This is a genomic window from Oceaniglobus trochenteri (assembly GCF_020529025.1).
In the GTDB taxonomy this organism is placed as follows: domain Bacteria; phylum Pseudomonadota; class Alphaproteobacteria; order Rhodobacterales; family Rhodobacteraceae; genus Oceaniglobus; species Oceaniglobus trochenteri.
This window is the reverse complement of record NZ_JACNMM010000004.1, coordinates 117,683-131,207: the sequence shown is the minus strand read 5'-3', so window position 1 is coordinate 131,207 and position 13,525 is coordinate 117,683. Positions and strand designations below refer to the sequence as shown.

General features: G+C 68.5%; 18 protein-coding genes. 4 read left to right on the top strand and 14 right to left on the bottom strand.

The window, feature by feature from the left end:
• Positions 1–20: 20 nt before the first annotated feature.
• Together H7828_RS08000 and H7828_RS07995 are read right to left on the bottom strand one after the other, a co-directional pair.
• Positions 21–941 carry a dihydroneopterin aldolase gene (locus H7828_RS08000; RefSeq protein ID WP_226780495.1) on the bottom strand — a complete coding sequence of 307 codons (921 nt, stop codon included), beginning with the start codon at positions 939–941 and terminating at the stop codon, positions 21–23.
• 42 nt (positions 942–983) lie between these two features.
• Complete coding sequence (locus H7828_RS07995) at positions 984–1,550, bottom strand: cell wall hydrolase (protein ID WP_226780494.1); 567 nt, start codon at positions 1,548–1,550, stop codon at positions 984–986.
• A 365-nt stretch (positions 1,551–1,915) separates the two neighbouring features.
• Between H7828_RS07995 and H7828_RS07990 the strand changes: the two genes are divergently transcribed.
• On the top strand, positions 1,916–2,722 hold the full coding sequence (locus H7828_RS07990; RefSeq protein WP_226780493.1) for a lytic murein transglycosylase: 807 nt from the start codon (positions 1,916–1,918) through the stop codon (positions 2,720–2,722).
• A gap of 48 nt (positions 2,723–2,770) precedes the next feature.
• Here the strand turns inward: H7828_RS07990 and H7828_RS07985 are convergent, their stop codons facing one another.
• Both H7828_RS07985 and H7828_RS07980 read right to left on the bottom strand, forming a co-directional pair.
• Complete coding sequence (locus H7828_RS07985; protein ID WP_226780492.1) at positions 2,771–3,472, bottom strand: HAD family hydrolase; 702 nt, start codon at positions 3,470–3,472, stop codon at positions 2,771–2,773.
• Positions 3,469–3,747 carry a DUF3572 domain-containing protein gene (locus tag H7828_RS07980; RefSeq protein ID WP_226780491.1) on the bottom strand — a complete coding sequence of 93 codons (279 nt, stop codon included), beginning with the start codon at positions 3,745–3,747 and terminating at the stop codon, positions 3,469–3,471. The genes H7828_RS07985 and H7828_RS07980 overlap by 4 nt, the downstream gene beginning before the upstream one ends.
• Positions 3,748–3,842: 95 nt before the next feature.
• Here H7828_RS07980 and H7828_RS07975 point away from each other — a divergent pair, with 95 nt between their 5' ends.
• Entirely contained in the window at positions 3,843–5,297 is a 1,455-nt protein-coding gene (locus H7828_RS07975; protein ID WP_226780490.1) for a diguanylate cyclase, read from the top strand.
• On the opposite strand, the gene H7828_RS07970 is transcribed toward H7828_RS07975, so the two are convergent.
• From H7828_RS07970 to H7828_RS07955, 4 genes are all read right to left on the bottom strand, one after another.
• Positions 5,237–5,731 carry a periplasmic heavy metal sensor gene (locus H7828_RS07970; protein ID WP_226780489.1) on the bottom strand — a complete coding sequence of 165 codons (495 nt, stop codon included), beginning with the start codon at positions 5,729–5,731 and terminating at the stop codon, positions 5,237–5,239. The two genes, H7828_RS07975 and H7828_RS07970, sit on opposite strands and share 61 nt — an antisense overlap.
• Before the next feature lie 3 nt (positions 5,732–5,734).
• Positions 5,735–6,097 (bottom strand): dihydroorotate dehydrogenase, encoded by a 363-nt coding sequence (locus H7828_RS07965; protein ID WP_226780488.1) that lies wholly within the window; start codon positions 6,095–6,097, stop codon positions 5,735–5,737.
• The gene (locus tag H7828_RS07960; RefSeq protein WP_342592289.1) at positions 6,090–6,668 is read right to left on the bottom strand and encodes an RNA polymerase sigma factor; all 579 of its coding nucleotides are present in this window, start codon (positions 6,666–6,668) and stop codon (positions 6,090–6,092) included. Before H7828_RS07960 ends, H7828_RS07965 begins: the two co-directional genes overlap by 8 nt.
• Positions 6,669–6,745: 77 nt before the next feature.
• A complete protein-coding gene (locus H7828_RS07955; RefSeq protein WP_226780486.1) occupies positions 6,746–7,291 on the bottom strand; it encodes an EF-hand domain-containing protein in 546 nt (181 codons plus the stop codon).
• 203 nt (positions 7,292–7,494) lie between these two features.
• Here H7828_RS07955 and H7828_RS07950 point away from each other — a divergent pair, with 203 nt between their 5' ends.
• Together H7828_RS07950 and H7828_RS07945 are read left to right on the top strand one after the other, a co-directional pair.
• Positions 7,495–7,902: a DUF983 domain-containing protein gene (locus H7828_RS07950; RefSeq protein WP_226780485.1), complete on the top strand. Its 408-nt coding sequence runs from the start codon at positions 7,495–7,497 to the stop codon at positions 7,900–7,902.
• A gap of 29 nt (positions 7,903–7,931) precedes the next feature.
• Entirely contained in the window at positions 7,932–8,630 is a 699-nt protein-coding gene (locus H7828_RS07945) for an NUDIX hydrolase (protein WP_226780774.1), read from the top strand.
• Here H7828_RS07945 and H7828_RS07940 read toward each other — a convergent pair.
• The 6 genes from H7828_RS07940 to bcoG all read right to left on the bottom strand — a co-directional run bounded on the left by H7828_RS07940 (position 8,625) and on the right by bcoG (position 13,487).
• Positions 8,625–9,527: a DMT family transporter gene (locus H7828_RS07940; RefSeq protein WP_226780484.1), complete on the bottom strand. Its 903-nt coding sequence runs from the start codon at positions 9,525–9,527 to the stop codon at positions 8,625–8,627. The genes H7828_RS07945 and H7828_RS07940 overlap by 6 nt on opposite strands.
• A gap of 88 nt (positions 9,528–9,615) precedes the next feature.
• Positions 9,616–11,049, bottom strand: coding sequence for a carnitine 3-dehydrogenase (locus tag H7828_RS07935; protein WP_226780483.1), 1,434 nt, complete (start codon positions 11,047–11,049; stop codon positions 9,616–9,618).
• Positions 11,046–11,597: a lipocalin family protein gene (locus H7828_RS07930; RefSeq protein WP_226780482.1), complete on the bottom strand. Its 552-nt coding sequence runs from the start codon at positions 11,595–11,597 to the stop codon at positions 11,046–11,048. Before H7828_RS07930 ends, H7828_RS07935 begins: the two co-directional genes overlap by 4 nt.
• Positions 11,585–11,926 carry a hypothetical protein gene (locus tag H7828_RS07925; RefSeq protein ID WP_226780481.1) on the bottom strand — a complete coding sequence of 114 codons (342 nt, stop codon included), beginning with the start codon at positions 11,924–11,926 and terminating at the stop codon, positions 11,585–11,587. The genes H7828_RS07930 and H7828_RS07925 overlap by 13 nt, the downstream gene beginning before the upstream one ends.
• Complete coding sequence (locus H7828_RS07920; RefSeq protein ID WP_226780480.1) at positions 11,923–12,573, bottom strand: SGNH/GDSL hydrolase family protein; 651 nt, start codon at positions 12,571–12,573, stop codon at positions 11,923–11,925. Before H7828_RS07920 ends, H7828_RS07925 begins: the two co-directional genes overlap by 4 nt.
• The gene (bcoG, locus tag H7828_RS07915; protein ID WP_226780479.1) at positions 12,573–13,487 is read right to left on the bottom strand and encodes a 3-dehydrocarnitine:acetyl-CoA trimethylamine transferase BcoG; all 915 of its coding nucleotides are present in this window, start codon (positions 13,485–13,487) and stop codon (positions 12,573–12,575) included. The genes H7828_RS07920 and bcoG overlap by 1 nt, the downstream gene beginning before the upstream one ends.
• Positions 13,488–13,525 lie beyond the last annotated feature (38 nt).

Sequence of the window (13,525 nt, the reverse complement as noted above, 5' to 3'; positions counted from 1 at the left end):
CTGCCCAGCCGCTTCGGGTTTCAAGTCTCGGGCAGCCCGGGATCGTCAACACGATGGGGCCAGAGCCGCAGGCCGGCGGTTTCAGGCGGGGTTTCGCCGATCACGATCATGTCCGACGCCCCGTTCTGCCCCGCGAACCACGATGCCAGGCCCGGGGCGTGGGTGCCCATCGGCGGCGGTGTCACGCTGTCCAGCACGATCTTTGACGGTGCCCAGACGGTCAGCGCGCCGTGCTTCATGGCCCAGTCAAGCTCGGTCCGGCTGGCCACCACGCTCAGCCGCGCGTCACGGGCCGCCAGCGCCCAGGCGTTCTGCTCGATGCTCAAGAGGTCGATCCGCCGCTGGGCCTGGGGGTGATCGACGGCGGGCGGCACAACCGCGCCGGGCCCGACACAAAGAACGGCGGGGCCCTCGCGCTGCGCCAGCCGGTCGATCCAGCCCGCAAGATGGGGCGCGCAGAGCGCCGCGTTCGAGAGGTAAACCACCAGTGGCACCACCTGCACCTCGCCGCCCGCCTCGCCCGCGACATCGCCGTGGGCACGCACGATCTCCACCCCCAGGGCGCCCGGCCCACGGTCAAGCTTTTCGATCCGCACGAAACACCGCTGCGCCTGGGGTTCGCGCAGCACCCGCAGGGCGATACGTTCGGCCAAAGTTTCCAGCAGGTTCAGGCGTTCGGCGGCCAGTTCGGCGGCGATCGCCTCGGTCAGGGTGTCATAGGAAAGGATGCTGTCGACATCATCGCTTTGCGCGCCGTCGTGGGGCGCCACCTCGACCACCAGGCTGAAGCTGACCCTCTGGGTCGTTCCCCTCTCCTGCTGGAAGGCGCCGATTTCAACCTCGACGACATGATCGCGCAACGAGATGCGGTCAAGCGGCAACGCCATGGCGGCGGCGCGGTCGTCCAGAGGGGCGAAGGCGGTGCTGGGATCGGATGTCATGCCCCTTCCCTAGCGCAGCGAAACGCCCCCCGCCAGAGCGGCCTAGCCCTTGCGATAAAAGAGGTGAACGCCGATCTGCGCGGTGCGGGCGAATACCCGGCTCCAGCGCGGGCGCACGGCATTGGTGTGGTAATAGGTGGCCCCCCCGGTCAGGCCGCGCGGCGCGCCTTCCAGCATCACCTGGGCGACCTTGCCCACCTTAGTCCAGGCGCCGGGTTCGCGGATCTTGCGCGAGTTTCCGTTGCAGGTATAGGTGAACTGGCACTGGTACTTGCGCCCGGTGCCCTGGTTCACGACCTTGCAGACGGTATCGGGAAAACGGCCACTGTCGACCCGGTTCAGGATCACCTCGGCCACCGCGAAGATGCCCTTCACCGATTCGCCCCGCGCCTCGAAATACAGCGCCTCGGCCAGGCAGGACCACTCCGCGTCCCCCTCGACCCTTGGCAGGGACGACAGCGCGCGCGCCGAATACTCGGGCACCGACGATTTGCGCGGCCGTGCCCCGGCCGTGGGCGCGCCGGGCCGGAACAGCCGGTTCCCACGTTCTGGTTGCAGGGGCACGCTTTGGGTGCCCAGAAGGCCACCCAACTGGTGCGCCAGCTTCACGGAAGGATCGTTGGAAGTGGAGAAAACAATGTCGGCCCCAGCGGGCGCTGAAAATGTGGTTGCGGCACAAAAAAGTGCGGCCCACGCAAGACGCGGGTGTTTCATTCTGCCTCCGGGCAATGGGGTGCTGCGGCGCATTTTCGTAATCCACGCACCGAAGCTGCAAGCGGCGGCGGGTCTAGGCCCCCCGGCATGGGTTGAAAACCCCACAGGCCGCCGGGGCCGCTGACCGGCGGTTTCTTGCCGGCCCGCGCGCGGGGCCAAAGGTGACCATCCCCTGACGGTAGCGGCTGAACTGCGCTCTGGCGAAATGGCCATGTTCCGCCTAAGCTTTGCCCGTCATTCGGATTTAACGGAGCAGGTTCATGTTGAAATTGATTTCCAAAGCCGCCGCCCTCGCGTCGGTTCTGGCCCTTGGTGCCGGGGCGGCCCAGGCCGCGCAATGCGGCAACAACGCCGGCGGCTTCGAGGCCTGGAAAGCCGCCTTCGCAGGCGAGGCCCGCGCCCAGGGCGTCGGTCAGCGCGGGCTTCAGGCGCTGGCCTCGGCCCGCTATGCCACCAAGACCATCCAGGCCGACCGCAACCAGAAAAGCTTCAAGTACAGCCTCGAGAAGTTCATGCAGGTGCGCGGCGCCGACACGATCGTGGCACAGGGGCGCAAGCACCGGGCGCGCAACGCCAACCTGTTCAACGCGCTGGAACAACGCTTTGGCGTGCCGGCTGGTGTCCTGCTGGCGATCCACGGGATGGAGACCGGATTTGGCGGGTTCATGGGCGACAGCAACGTTGTTTCGGCCATCACAACGCTGGCCTATGATTGCCGGCGCTCGGGCTTCTTCACGCCCCATGCCGTGGCCGCGCTCAAGCTGGTGGACAACGGTTCGATGTCGCCCAACGCCATCGGGGCGCGCCACGGAGAGTTGGGCCACACCCAGTTCCTGCCGGGCAACGCCCTGCGCTACGGCGTGGATGGCGACGGCAACGGCCGCGTCGATCTGACCAACCTTGTCGATGCCATGGCCAGTACCGCCAATTACCTGCGCCAGAAGGGCTGGCAACCCGGTGCCGGGTATCAGCCCGGCCAGACGAATTTCCGCGCGATCCAGGAATGGAATGCCGCGGGCGTCTATCAGAAGGCCATCGCGATCATGGCCGCCCGGATCGACGGCTAGAACCGCCTTTGCCGCCGCCCCGTTGCGGGCGGCGGGTTTGCCACGGGCCTAGCCCCGCGAATCGAGCCATTCAGGCAGTTCGCCGATGTCGTTCAGCACGACATCGGCCAGGGGCGGCAGGGCCTCGGGGTCGTTGGCGCCCCGGCTTACCCCGACACAAACCATGCCCGCCGCGCGCCCCGCCATCAGATCGTGCGCACTGTCCCCCACCATCGCCACGCTGCCGGGCTCCAGCCCGAGCGCCTGCGCAAAGGCCAGAAGGGCGCCGGGCTCGGGCTTGCCGCCATGGCCGCTGTCGGCACCCGCGACGAAATCGAACATCCCAAGCACGCCCGCCTTTTCCAGGTGCGACCGGGCCGGCGCCTCGCCGTCGTTCGTGGCCACGCCCAGGGCAAGGCCCCGCCCACGCAGGTTTTCCAGCAGGGGGGCCAGCGGCAGGATGGGCACCTGCGTGATCTCGGCCGCCAGCCCGTCCATATGGGCAACAAGCCGCGGATGATCCCAGTTGGGCAGATGGCGCAACAGGATGGACGCATTGGTGGCCGTGGTTTCGGCGATGATCGGGCTGCCGGGCAGGAAGGTGCCGCTGTCGGGTGCGTATCCCACGGCCTTGGCCAGCCGGGCGCCCAGCGTGGCATCGCCTTCGGACAGGTCTTTCAGCAACCGGCGCAGCCAGCCGCCCCACGAGGCCGCGAAATCGAACAGCGTGCCGTCCTTGTCGAACAGGATTCCCTCGATGCGCGCGCTCATGTCCAATGCACCTGGCCGCCGCCGGGCAGTGCGTGGCGCGCCTGCATCGGCGCATCGTAGGGCAGGCCCGCATCGTCGCAGAAGCGCACCACCCATGCATCGTCCATGGTCAGGAAATCCAGAACCGAGGCCAGGAAATCGGGGTGCCCCGCCGCCTTGCGGATCTCGTCGGCGCCCACACCGGTCGCCCCCATGAAGACGCCCAGCAGGTCATCCTGCCCTGCCAGCCAGCCCAGTGCCTGAACCGCGATCGTCTCGGCGTTTTCCTGCTGCATCGCGAACTCCTTAATGCTTTCGAAAGAGTTTCTTAATCATTCTCCACGAAAGATGACACAGGTCGGAACAATTCAACCTAAATCCGCGGGGAAACATGGCAGGCAGGATATTGATTGCCGACGATGTGGCGACCAACCGGATCGTTCTGAAGGTCAAGCTGGCCGCGGCCCAGTACCGCGTCAGCCAGTGCGACAGCGCGGCAAGGGCGCGCAGCATGGCCCGCGCCGAAGAGATCGACCTGATGATCCTGCCGCCCTCCCTGCCCGACATGGACGGCGCGGCGCTGTGCCGGCAGCTGAAATCCGATCCCGTCACCGCCGCCCTGCCGATCCTGATGCTGCTGGACCACAACCAGAGCGCCCACCGCCTGGCCGCCCTTTCGGCCGGTGCGGACGAGGTGATGTCCTATCACTTCAGCGAAACCTGCCTGCTGGCGCGTGTGCGCAGCCTGCTGCGCGCCCATGACACCGACCGCGAATTGCGCGGCCGCGACATGACGGCCCGCGAGATGGGCTTTGCCGAAGCCGCGCCGGTGCTGCACCGGCCGGGGCGCGTGGCGCTGATCGGGGCAAGCCCGGAACAGGCCGTGGGATGGAAATCGGGGCTGCGCGGGCTGTCGACCCATGGCATCAGCCTCATGGGGCGCAGCGAGGCGATGCAGCTTTCACCGGATCAGCCCGCCCCCGATGCCTTTGTCCTGGCCACCGGGCACACGGGGCTGAACGACGGTCTGCGCCTTCTGTCCGAACTGCGCAGCCGCCCGGCCACCCGCCACGCCGCGATCCTCATGGTGCACGGGGCCGATGCCGACGAATTGCAGGCCACCGCCCTTGATATCGGGGCCAACGCCCTGCTTGAGGAAGGGTTCGACCCCGCCGAACTGGCGCTGCGGCTTGATCGTCAGATCCGCCGCAAGCGCGACAACGACATCCTGCGCAACTCCGTGGAATCGGGGCTGCGCATGGCCACGATCGACCCGCTGACCGGCCTGTTCAACCGCCGCTATGGCAACCACCACCTGGCCCGCCTGGCCGAAAGGGCCGCAAGGAACCAGCGCAGCTTTGCGGTGCTGATGATCGACATCGACCGCTTCAAGACGGTCAACGACACCCATGGGCACAGCGCGGGCGACATCGTGCTGGCCGCCGTAGCGCGGGGGCTCCAGGACAACCTGCGCGCGGTCGACCTGGTGGCGCGCTACGGGGGCGAGGAATTCGTTGTCGCCCTGCCCGATGCCACCCTGCCCGACGCCCGCCTTGCCGCCGAACGCCTGTGCCGGCGCATCGCCGCCCTGCCCATTGCGCTGCCCGACGGCGGGCAGGTGCGCGTGACGATCAGCCTCGGCCTGGCCATGGGCAGCGCCGAGAACGGCGAGGTGGACGCGCTGCTCGCCCGGGCCGACGCTGCGCTTTACCGGGCCAAGTCCGAGGGGCGTAACCGGGTCTGCATCGCGCCGACCGCGCGCCTGACCGAACCGGCCGGCCCCGATCAGGGGTGCGCGCCCTTGCGCGGCCCCCTGCGCAGCGACCGGTCCAGCCGGTCGGCATAGGCGGCGCGGTCTTTTGCGCTCATCCCCGAGAGGCGGGCGATCAACAGGTCTTCCCCCAGCTTCTGACGCTCGAACAGGGTTTCGCGCTGTTCGGCCATCAGGGCGCGCAGGGCCTCGGCGTCGAAATCATCGGCGCGCAGAAGGGCCAGCACCGCCTCGAACCTTTCGCGCAACCTTTCGCGGTTGGCGCGGAACGCCTTGCTGCGGGTGCCGCCCAGCTCCTTGATCAGGGCGGAACGGTCGTCGCGGGGCAGCGCCATGACGAAGGGCACATTCCCGATCTCGCGCAGGGCCTGTTCGGGGCCGCGCCGGTCGTCGTGGCCCCCGCGATCAGAAAGCTTCGCCCCGACGACGACACCCACCACCAGAAGGTTCGCCGCCAGGGACAGCACCAGAAGGATCCGTCCGCTTTTTCCAAGGCCCGTCTTCATCATCGCTCAACCCTCGCCCGTCAGGGAATCATATCCCGGCATCATGTCGCCCAATTCGTATCCCGCCTGCACCCCGTCGCCCGACCACAGCCCCAGGTCGGAAAGGCCCGATGGTTGCGCGACCCCGATCCAGACGCCCGCAAGCGTCGCGGTGGCCAGCCCCGCCATCGAGGGCCAGCCCCCCAGCATCGCACCCAGCGCGGCCAACCGGCTTTGCCGCCTTGGTGACGCCGCCGGCGCAGCGGGAAGCCGGCTTTCGGCATCGGCCATGATCCGCGCGAACAGATCGTCGGGCAGCGGGGCGCTTTCGCGTCGGGCCTCGGCAAACAGCGCCTCGAGGGCGGTATCGTCGTTCTTGCGCTCAGTCATATCCCAACTCCTCGCGCCGGGGGGCCAGATCGGCCGCCAGCGCCCGTTTGCCCCGCGCGGTCAGACTTTCGACCGCCTCGGTGCTGATGTCCATTATCTCGGCGATCAGCGGGTTCGCCATGCCCTCGATGTGACGCAGCACCACCGCCTGTCGCTGCCGGTCGGGCAGACGGGCCAGCGCCTCGGTCAGCGCCGCCTGCCGCTCGGCCTCGGCGATGCCGTCCAGCGCGCCCGGCCGGTCGTCCTCGGGCTCGGCCGTTTCGTCCAGGCCGACGGAACGGCCCGTCTTGCGCAACCGGTCAAGGCAGAGGTTCGACGTGACCCGGAACAGCCAGGTCGAGACCCGCGCCTGCCCCTGCTGCCATTCAGGCGCCTGTTTCCACAGCCGCACCATGGCCTCCTGCGTCACGTCCTCGGCCTCGGCCCGGTCGCCCTTCAGCATCCGGGTGGCAAAGCCCAGGACACGCGGCCCAAGCCGCGCCGTCAGCAGGCGCGCCGCCGACAGATCGCCATTGCCAAAGGCCACCAGAAGCGCGGCGTCGGGGTCATGTCCGGGCAGTTCCATCGTCACGGGGGCTAGCCTGCTTTCATCGTTCGGGCAATCCACTTGCATGGGATGCCGGGGAAGACCCCCGGCATCCGGTCGGCTTACTTGTCGTCGCGGCGGTCCTTGCCGTGCTTGCCGCCGTGGCCGCGCCCCTCACCACGTTTCTTGCCGCCGCGCTTTTCCATCTTTTCAAGCGCTGCCGCATATTCGGCCTCGGAAACCGCGCCGTCGCCATCGGTGTCGGCGCGTTCGATCATCCGTGCGCCCATGTCGCCGCCGCCCCTGCGGCCCTTGCGCATGTCCCGCATTTCCTCGGCGCTCAGCGCACCGTCGCCATCGGCGTCAAGCGAATTGATCATGCGGGTGGCCATCTGCGCCGCCCGTTCGCTGGCGCGCTGCTCGGCCCGGGCCTGGAGTTCGGCCGCCGAAAGCGTGCCGTTGCCATCGGTGTCGGCGGCCCGGAAGCGGGCCTCGGCCAGGGCGGTCAGATCGGCGCGGTTGATGCTACCGTTGCCGTCGGCGTCAAGTTCGCTGAAGGCGGGCGGGGCCATCCGGTTGTCGCGTGCAACGGCGGTGGTCGCGCTGAACGCGGTGGCGCCGATGGCCAGGGCCGTCAGGCCGGCGATGAGTTTTGCCTTGGAAGTCATGTCGTCTCCTTGATGTTCTTCACATCGGACAGCGCCCTGTGCCTGCCCTTCTGAACATCAAACGGGGCAGGCCCGGGGTTCCGTCGCACAATCTGTCATTCTTTTGCGACATCCCGACGCAAGGACGCGGCCGCGCCTTTGAGATATAGCCTGCAGCGGCCTATATGGGCAGAAGTCACCCGCACCCACCGAAAGGCGCAGACATGTATGATGCGGCCACCGAGGCCCCCGTCGACGACGGCCAGACCACCGAGCAGGCCGAGCGCGCGCTGCGCCCGGCGATGTTTCGCGGCTGGCGGCGGCGCTGCCCGAACTGCGGCGCGGGGCCGATGCTGAAGGGCTATCTCAAGGTGCGCGATCACTGCCCGGTCTGTTCCGAGTCCTTCCGGCACCAGCGGGCCGATGACGGGCCCGCCTATCTGACGATCCTTCTGGTCGGGCACATCATGGCGCCGCTGATGCATATCGCCTTCACCACCTTCCGGCCCCAGCCGATGATCCTGGCAACGGTGTTTTCTGTGGGCTGCGTGGCACTTTCGCTTTATCTTCTCCCGCGACTCAAGGGCGCGATGGTCGCGTTCCAATGGGCGCGGCGGATGCACGGCTTCTGATCGCCGCCACCCCGGACGAAGGGCCTGCCATGGCACTGGACAAATCCGCCCTGCGCGATGCGGCAACGCTGATCCTCGTACGCGACGCCGGGGGGCCCACTCCCCAGGTTCTGATGGGCCAGCGGGGGCGCAATGCCGCCTTCATGCCCGGCAAGTTCGTCTTTCCCGGCGGCGCGGTCGATCCCACCGACACCGGCATTCCCATGGCCCGCGCGATCAACGGTCTGTGCCGCGCCCGCCTGACCCAGGCCGCCGGCCGGGCCGAGCCATTGGCCCTTGTCGCCGCCGCCATCCGCGAATTGTGGGAGGAAACCGGCCTGATCCTGGGCCAGCCCCACCGCTGGCCCGGCACACCACCCGAGAACTGGCGCAGCTTTGCGGAAACCGGCCATCTGCCCGCCCCCACGGGCATGCGGTTCGTCTTTCGTGCCATCACACCGCCGGGGCGGCCGCGCCGGTTCGATGCGCGGTTCTTCCTGGCCGATGCCGCCCGTATAGCGGGTGACCCCGACGATTTCTCGCGCGCCTCGGACGAACTTTCTCACCTGCAATGGATACCACTGGCCAAGGCGCGCAGCTTCGATCTGCCATTCATCACCGAGGTTGTCCTGGCCGAGGTGGCGGCCCGCCTGCCCGCTCTCGATGCGCCGCCCTCGGTGCCCTTCTTCCAGAACAACGACGAGGAAAGCCTGTTTCGCCGCCTCGGGCGGGCCGGCGCCCCGCTATAGCGCGAGGATCAGCACCAGGATCGACAGGGTCAGCAGGGCCATGCCCATGCCCTCGCGCCAGGACAGCCTCTCGCGGAACACCAGCACCGAGGCCCCGAGCGAGAACAGGATCTCGACCTGCCCCAGCGCGTTCACATAGGCGGCGTTCTGCAACGTGAAGGCCGTGAACCAGCAGAACGACCCCACCATCGAGGCCAGCCCAACAAGGCCGGCAATCCGCCAGGCCGCCACGACCTGCCCGATCTGCCCGTTTTCCCGCACCGCCAGCCACAGCGCCATCACGGCCGTCTGGCAGGCCGTCACGATGGCCAGCGTACAGCCCGCCCGCAGGATCACGTCACCGCTTTCCAGCGCCAGGGATGCCCCCCGATACCCCACGGCGGAAAAGGCGAAGAAGACCCCAGACAGAAGGCCCAGCCCCGCCGCGCGGTTGAACAGCCTGCGCCGCCAAGGCCCCGTGCCGCCCGGCGGGTCCGACAGCAGAAGCACCCCGAGAAAGCCGATCCCGATGGCCAGCGCTCCGCGCGCCGAAACGCCCTCGTCCAGGACGATGGTCGAAACCACCGCCGTCTGAACCACCTCGGTCTTCTTGAAGGTGATCCCGACGGCGAAGTTGCGGTGCGAAAACAGCGCGACGATGCACATGGTCGCCAGGATCTGCGCCGCCCCGCCGACCATGGCAAAGGTCCAGAACCGGCCCGAGGTGCCCGGCAGGGCCTGCCCGCTGGCCGCCGCATAGGACAGGATCAGCACCGCCACCAGGGGCGCCGAGAACAGGAAGCGCGCAAAGGTGGCGCCGCCGGTGGAAAGGCCGACGGTTTTCAGCTGCTTTTGCGCCATGAACCGCAGGGTCTGGGCAAAGGCGGCGGTCAGGGTGATCAGAATCCAGGGGTCCATCGCGCCCTTTTGGCACGGGTCGGCAGGGCCCGCCAGTGGCGGTGTCACCCGATGCGGCGATAAAAAATGGCGCCGCCGCGCCCCAAGATCACTTTCGCCCGACCGCTCGGCCGATGCCATCGGGGCGCGCAAGGCGGCCGTGGTCCCCGGCCACCTTCGCCATGCGGGCGGCCAACCGGCCCTCGGGGGGCACCGGGCGGCGCGTGTCCAGCGAGACATGCAGCAGGAAATGCTCGCCTGTCGCCAGAAGCATTTCGTCGCGGTAGAGCTGGTGGAACAGATGCAGCTTGGCGCCCTCGGCCTTCAGGCACAGCGTCTCGATCCGGATACGCTCACCGGCGCGCGCCTCGTTCAGGTGGCGGATATGGGTTTCGGCGGTGAAAAAGCTCTGCCCGCGCGCGATGTAATCGGCATCGCAGCCGAGGATTTCAAGAAACCGGTCGCTGGCATCGCAGAAGGCCTGAAGATAGCGCGCCTCGGTCATGTGGCCGTTTGCATCGGTCCAGTCGGGGGGCACTGCGCGGGCAGCGGTGACAAGCGGCGCCTCGGGCAGCCACTCCACCGCCCGGCGTTGCGTGTCATGGTGGCGCAGCAACGCCCCCGCGCCCCAGTCCTGCGCCTTCAGCGCCCGCAGGATGGCGACAAGGTTGGTATCGCGCGCCCGTTCCAGGACGCGGATGTCCATGTGGCCCGACTGGGCGTCGGACTGTGCCGCGATGCGCGCCACCAGATCGCCGGTCAACTCGGGCACATCGGTCAGACGGCTCCAGGGCCAGTGCAGGCAGGGGCCGAACTGTTCGATGAAATGCGCCATTCCGGCTTCGCCCCCGGCAATGCGATAGGTCTCGAACAGGCCCATCTGCGCCCAGCGCAGGCCAAACCCCATTCGGATCGCCCGGTCGATCTGGTCAGTGGTGGCAAGGCCATCCTCGATCAGCCAAAGCGCCTCGCGCCAGACGGATTCAAGCAGGCGGTCCGCCAGATGGCCGTCGATTTCGTGGCGCAGGTGCAGGGGGTCCATCCCCAGCGAAGAGAGAAGGGCGCAAGCCCGAGCGATGAGCGGCCCCTCGCCCACCACCTCGACCAGCGGCAGAAGATAGACCGGGTTGAACGGATGCGCGACGATGATCTCACCGGGGCGCAGCGCCCCCTCGCGCAAATGCGCCGGGCGAAAGCCGCTGGTGGACGAGGCAACCACCGTGCCCGGCGCACAGGCCACCTGCACCGCCCGCAGGATCCGGTGTTTCAGATCCAACCGCTCGGGCACGCTTTCCTGAACCCAGGTCGCACCCTCCACCGCCTCTTCCAGCGTTGCACAAAGGGTCACCTGCCCCTCGGGTGGCAGGGCCACGTCCCAGAGGCCGGGAAAGGACGACCGCGCCGCCGCCAGCACCGCCTCAAGCTTGCGCGCCGCTTCGGGGTCGGGGTCGCAGACCCGCACCTCCCAGCCCATCAGCGCAAAGCGCGCCGCCCAGCCACCGCCGATGACGCCGCCGCCGATGATCGCCGCAATGCCGGTCACCGGGCGACCTGCGGCACCATCTCGAGGCGGCTCAGGTCATAGCCGTTGAAGTCCAGGATTTCCCGCGCGGCGTTCAGCCTGTCCTGCGGGATCACCGGATCGCGGTTCAGGATCCACCCCGCCCGCCCCGAAGGCACCCCCACCACCGCCGTGCGATAGCCTTCATCCACCCAGAGCACCCAATAGGGCGATGTGAGGAATGGCACGCTGTCGAACGACACCTGCAACCGCCCCGGCCCCACCGGGCGGGCCGTGCCTTCGATCCGGCGCAGCGCACCGTCAAGCGCACGGTCGCGGCAGGTATTGACCACCGACAGCGTTCCGTCGGGCTGCATGTCGTACTGCGCCCGGCTGGCGACACAGCCTTCCTGGAAAGGCACCGGGTAGCGGGCGATTTCATACCAGGTTCCGGCATAGCGGGCCGGTTCGAACAGCGCGATCGACGAGAAGGGCGCAGAGGCATCCCGGTAGCTGGGGAAGACGCCGGGCGGCACCGCGGCGGTGCTGCAACCGGCCAGAAGGGCCGCGGCCAGGATCAATCCACGCATATCGTCGCCTCCGCTCCGCCACCGGTCAGCACCGCGTTGCAGCCGAACAGGGGCGTGACCGGCGCACAGCTTTGCGACCGGGCCAGGCACAGCCCCTCGCATTGCGACCCCGCCGAACAGCTTTTGCCCGCATCCCGGGTATCGGTGTAACACACGAAGCGCCCGCCGATGCCCCCCTGCCCCCAGCGCCCGCCGCGCTTGGTGCAGGCGGCCTGCTGACGCTCGATCAGCTTCGGATCATAGCCGGACAGCCCGGTGTCGGGCGTTTCGGGTTCGGGCTGGCAGGCCACCAGCACCAGCAGGGCTGCGGCAAGAAACGGGCGGATCATGGGGTGCCGCCCTTCATCTGCCGTTTGAACCGGTCGCGCACTGCATCGGCCACCACACCCCCCAGAACCGCATGCGAGGCGACGCTGAGGTGCACCCCGTCCAGCGGATCGACTGCGACATGGGCCCCCGCATCCACGAAGCCGCAGCCCAGCCGCGCGGCGACCTGCATCATGTGCACGAAAAGGCCCGCGCCCCGCGCCTCGGCCCCTTCGAACATGCCGGCCAGCACGCCCACCTCGCGCACCACCGGCGGACAGACGATCATCACGTCGCGCGCCGCGCCACTGGCGCGCACCGTTTCCGCCAGCCGCCCCACCGACAGGGCGATGTCGATGGCCGGCACGTTGAAGCGCAGCTTCAGATCGTTGGTGCCCAGCATCAGCACCACCATGTCCAGCGGCGCGTGGCTGTGCAGGACAGCGGGCAGAACGCTCAGCCCGTTGCGAAATCCGCCCTCGACCGGATCGTCATGCACCGTGGTGCGCCCGGGCAGGCCTTCGACCAGCACCTCCCACTCGGGGCCCAGCGCCGCCGCCATCACCGAGGGCCAGCGCTGCGCGACGGGCATCCGCCCCTGCTGCCCCAGCTCCGACATCGGGGGCGAGCCGTGGGAATTGCTGTCACCATAAACCATCAGGACCGGCATCACATCTCCTCGGGGGTTCGTTTCACAAGGCCCAGACGGGCGCGCACCTCTTCAGGGCCCATCACGCGGGCGCCCAGCCGTTCGACGATGCCCACCGCACGGTCCACCAGTTGCGCGTTGGTGGCCAGTACGCCACGTTCCAGCATCAGGTTGTCCTCCAGCCCGACGCGGACATTGCCCCCCGCCAGCACGCTGGCGGCGACATAGGGCATCTGGTGGCGCCCCAGCCCGAAGGCCGAAAAAGTCCAGCCGCGCGGGATATTGTTCACCATGGCCAGGAAGGTGTTCAGATCGTCGGGCGCGCCCCATGGCACCCCCATGCACAGTTGCACCAGCGCCGGTTCGGCCAGAACGCCCTCTTCGGCCAGGCGCCGGGCCAGCCACAGGTGGCCGGTATCGAAGGCCTCGATTTCGGGGCGGATGCCCAGATCCGCCATCGCCCGCGCCATGGCGCGCAGCATGCCGGGCGTGTTGGCCATGACGTAATCGGCTTCGGCAAAGTTCATGGTGCCGCAATCCAGGGTGCAGATCTCGGGCAGGCATTGCGCAAGATGCGCCACCCTTTCGCCCGCGCCCACCATGTCGGTGCCCGGTTCAAGGGGCAGCGGCGCGTCGGGGCCGCCGAAGACAAGATCGCCCCCCATGCCCGCGGTCAGGTTCAGCACCATGTCGACGGGCGCGGCGCGGATACGCGCGGTCAGCTCGCGGTAAAGTGCCGGGTCGCGAGATGCCGCGCCGGTTTCGGGGTCGCGCACATGGCAATGAACCACCGCCGCCCCGGCGCGCGCCGCCTCGATGGCGCTGGCGGCGATCTGGGCCGGGCTGCGCGGCACATGGGGGCTTTTGTCCTGCGTGCCGCCCGATCCGGTCAGCGCGCAGGTTATGAACACCTCGCGATTCATCTGCATGGGCATCGCCTGCCCCCCTTTCCGCCGACAGGGAATGGCATTTG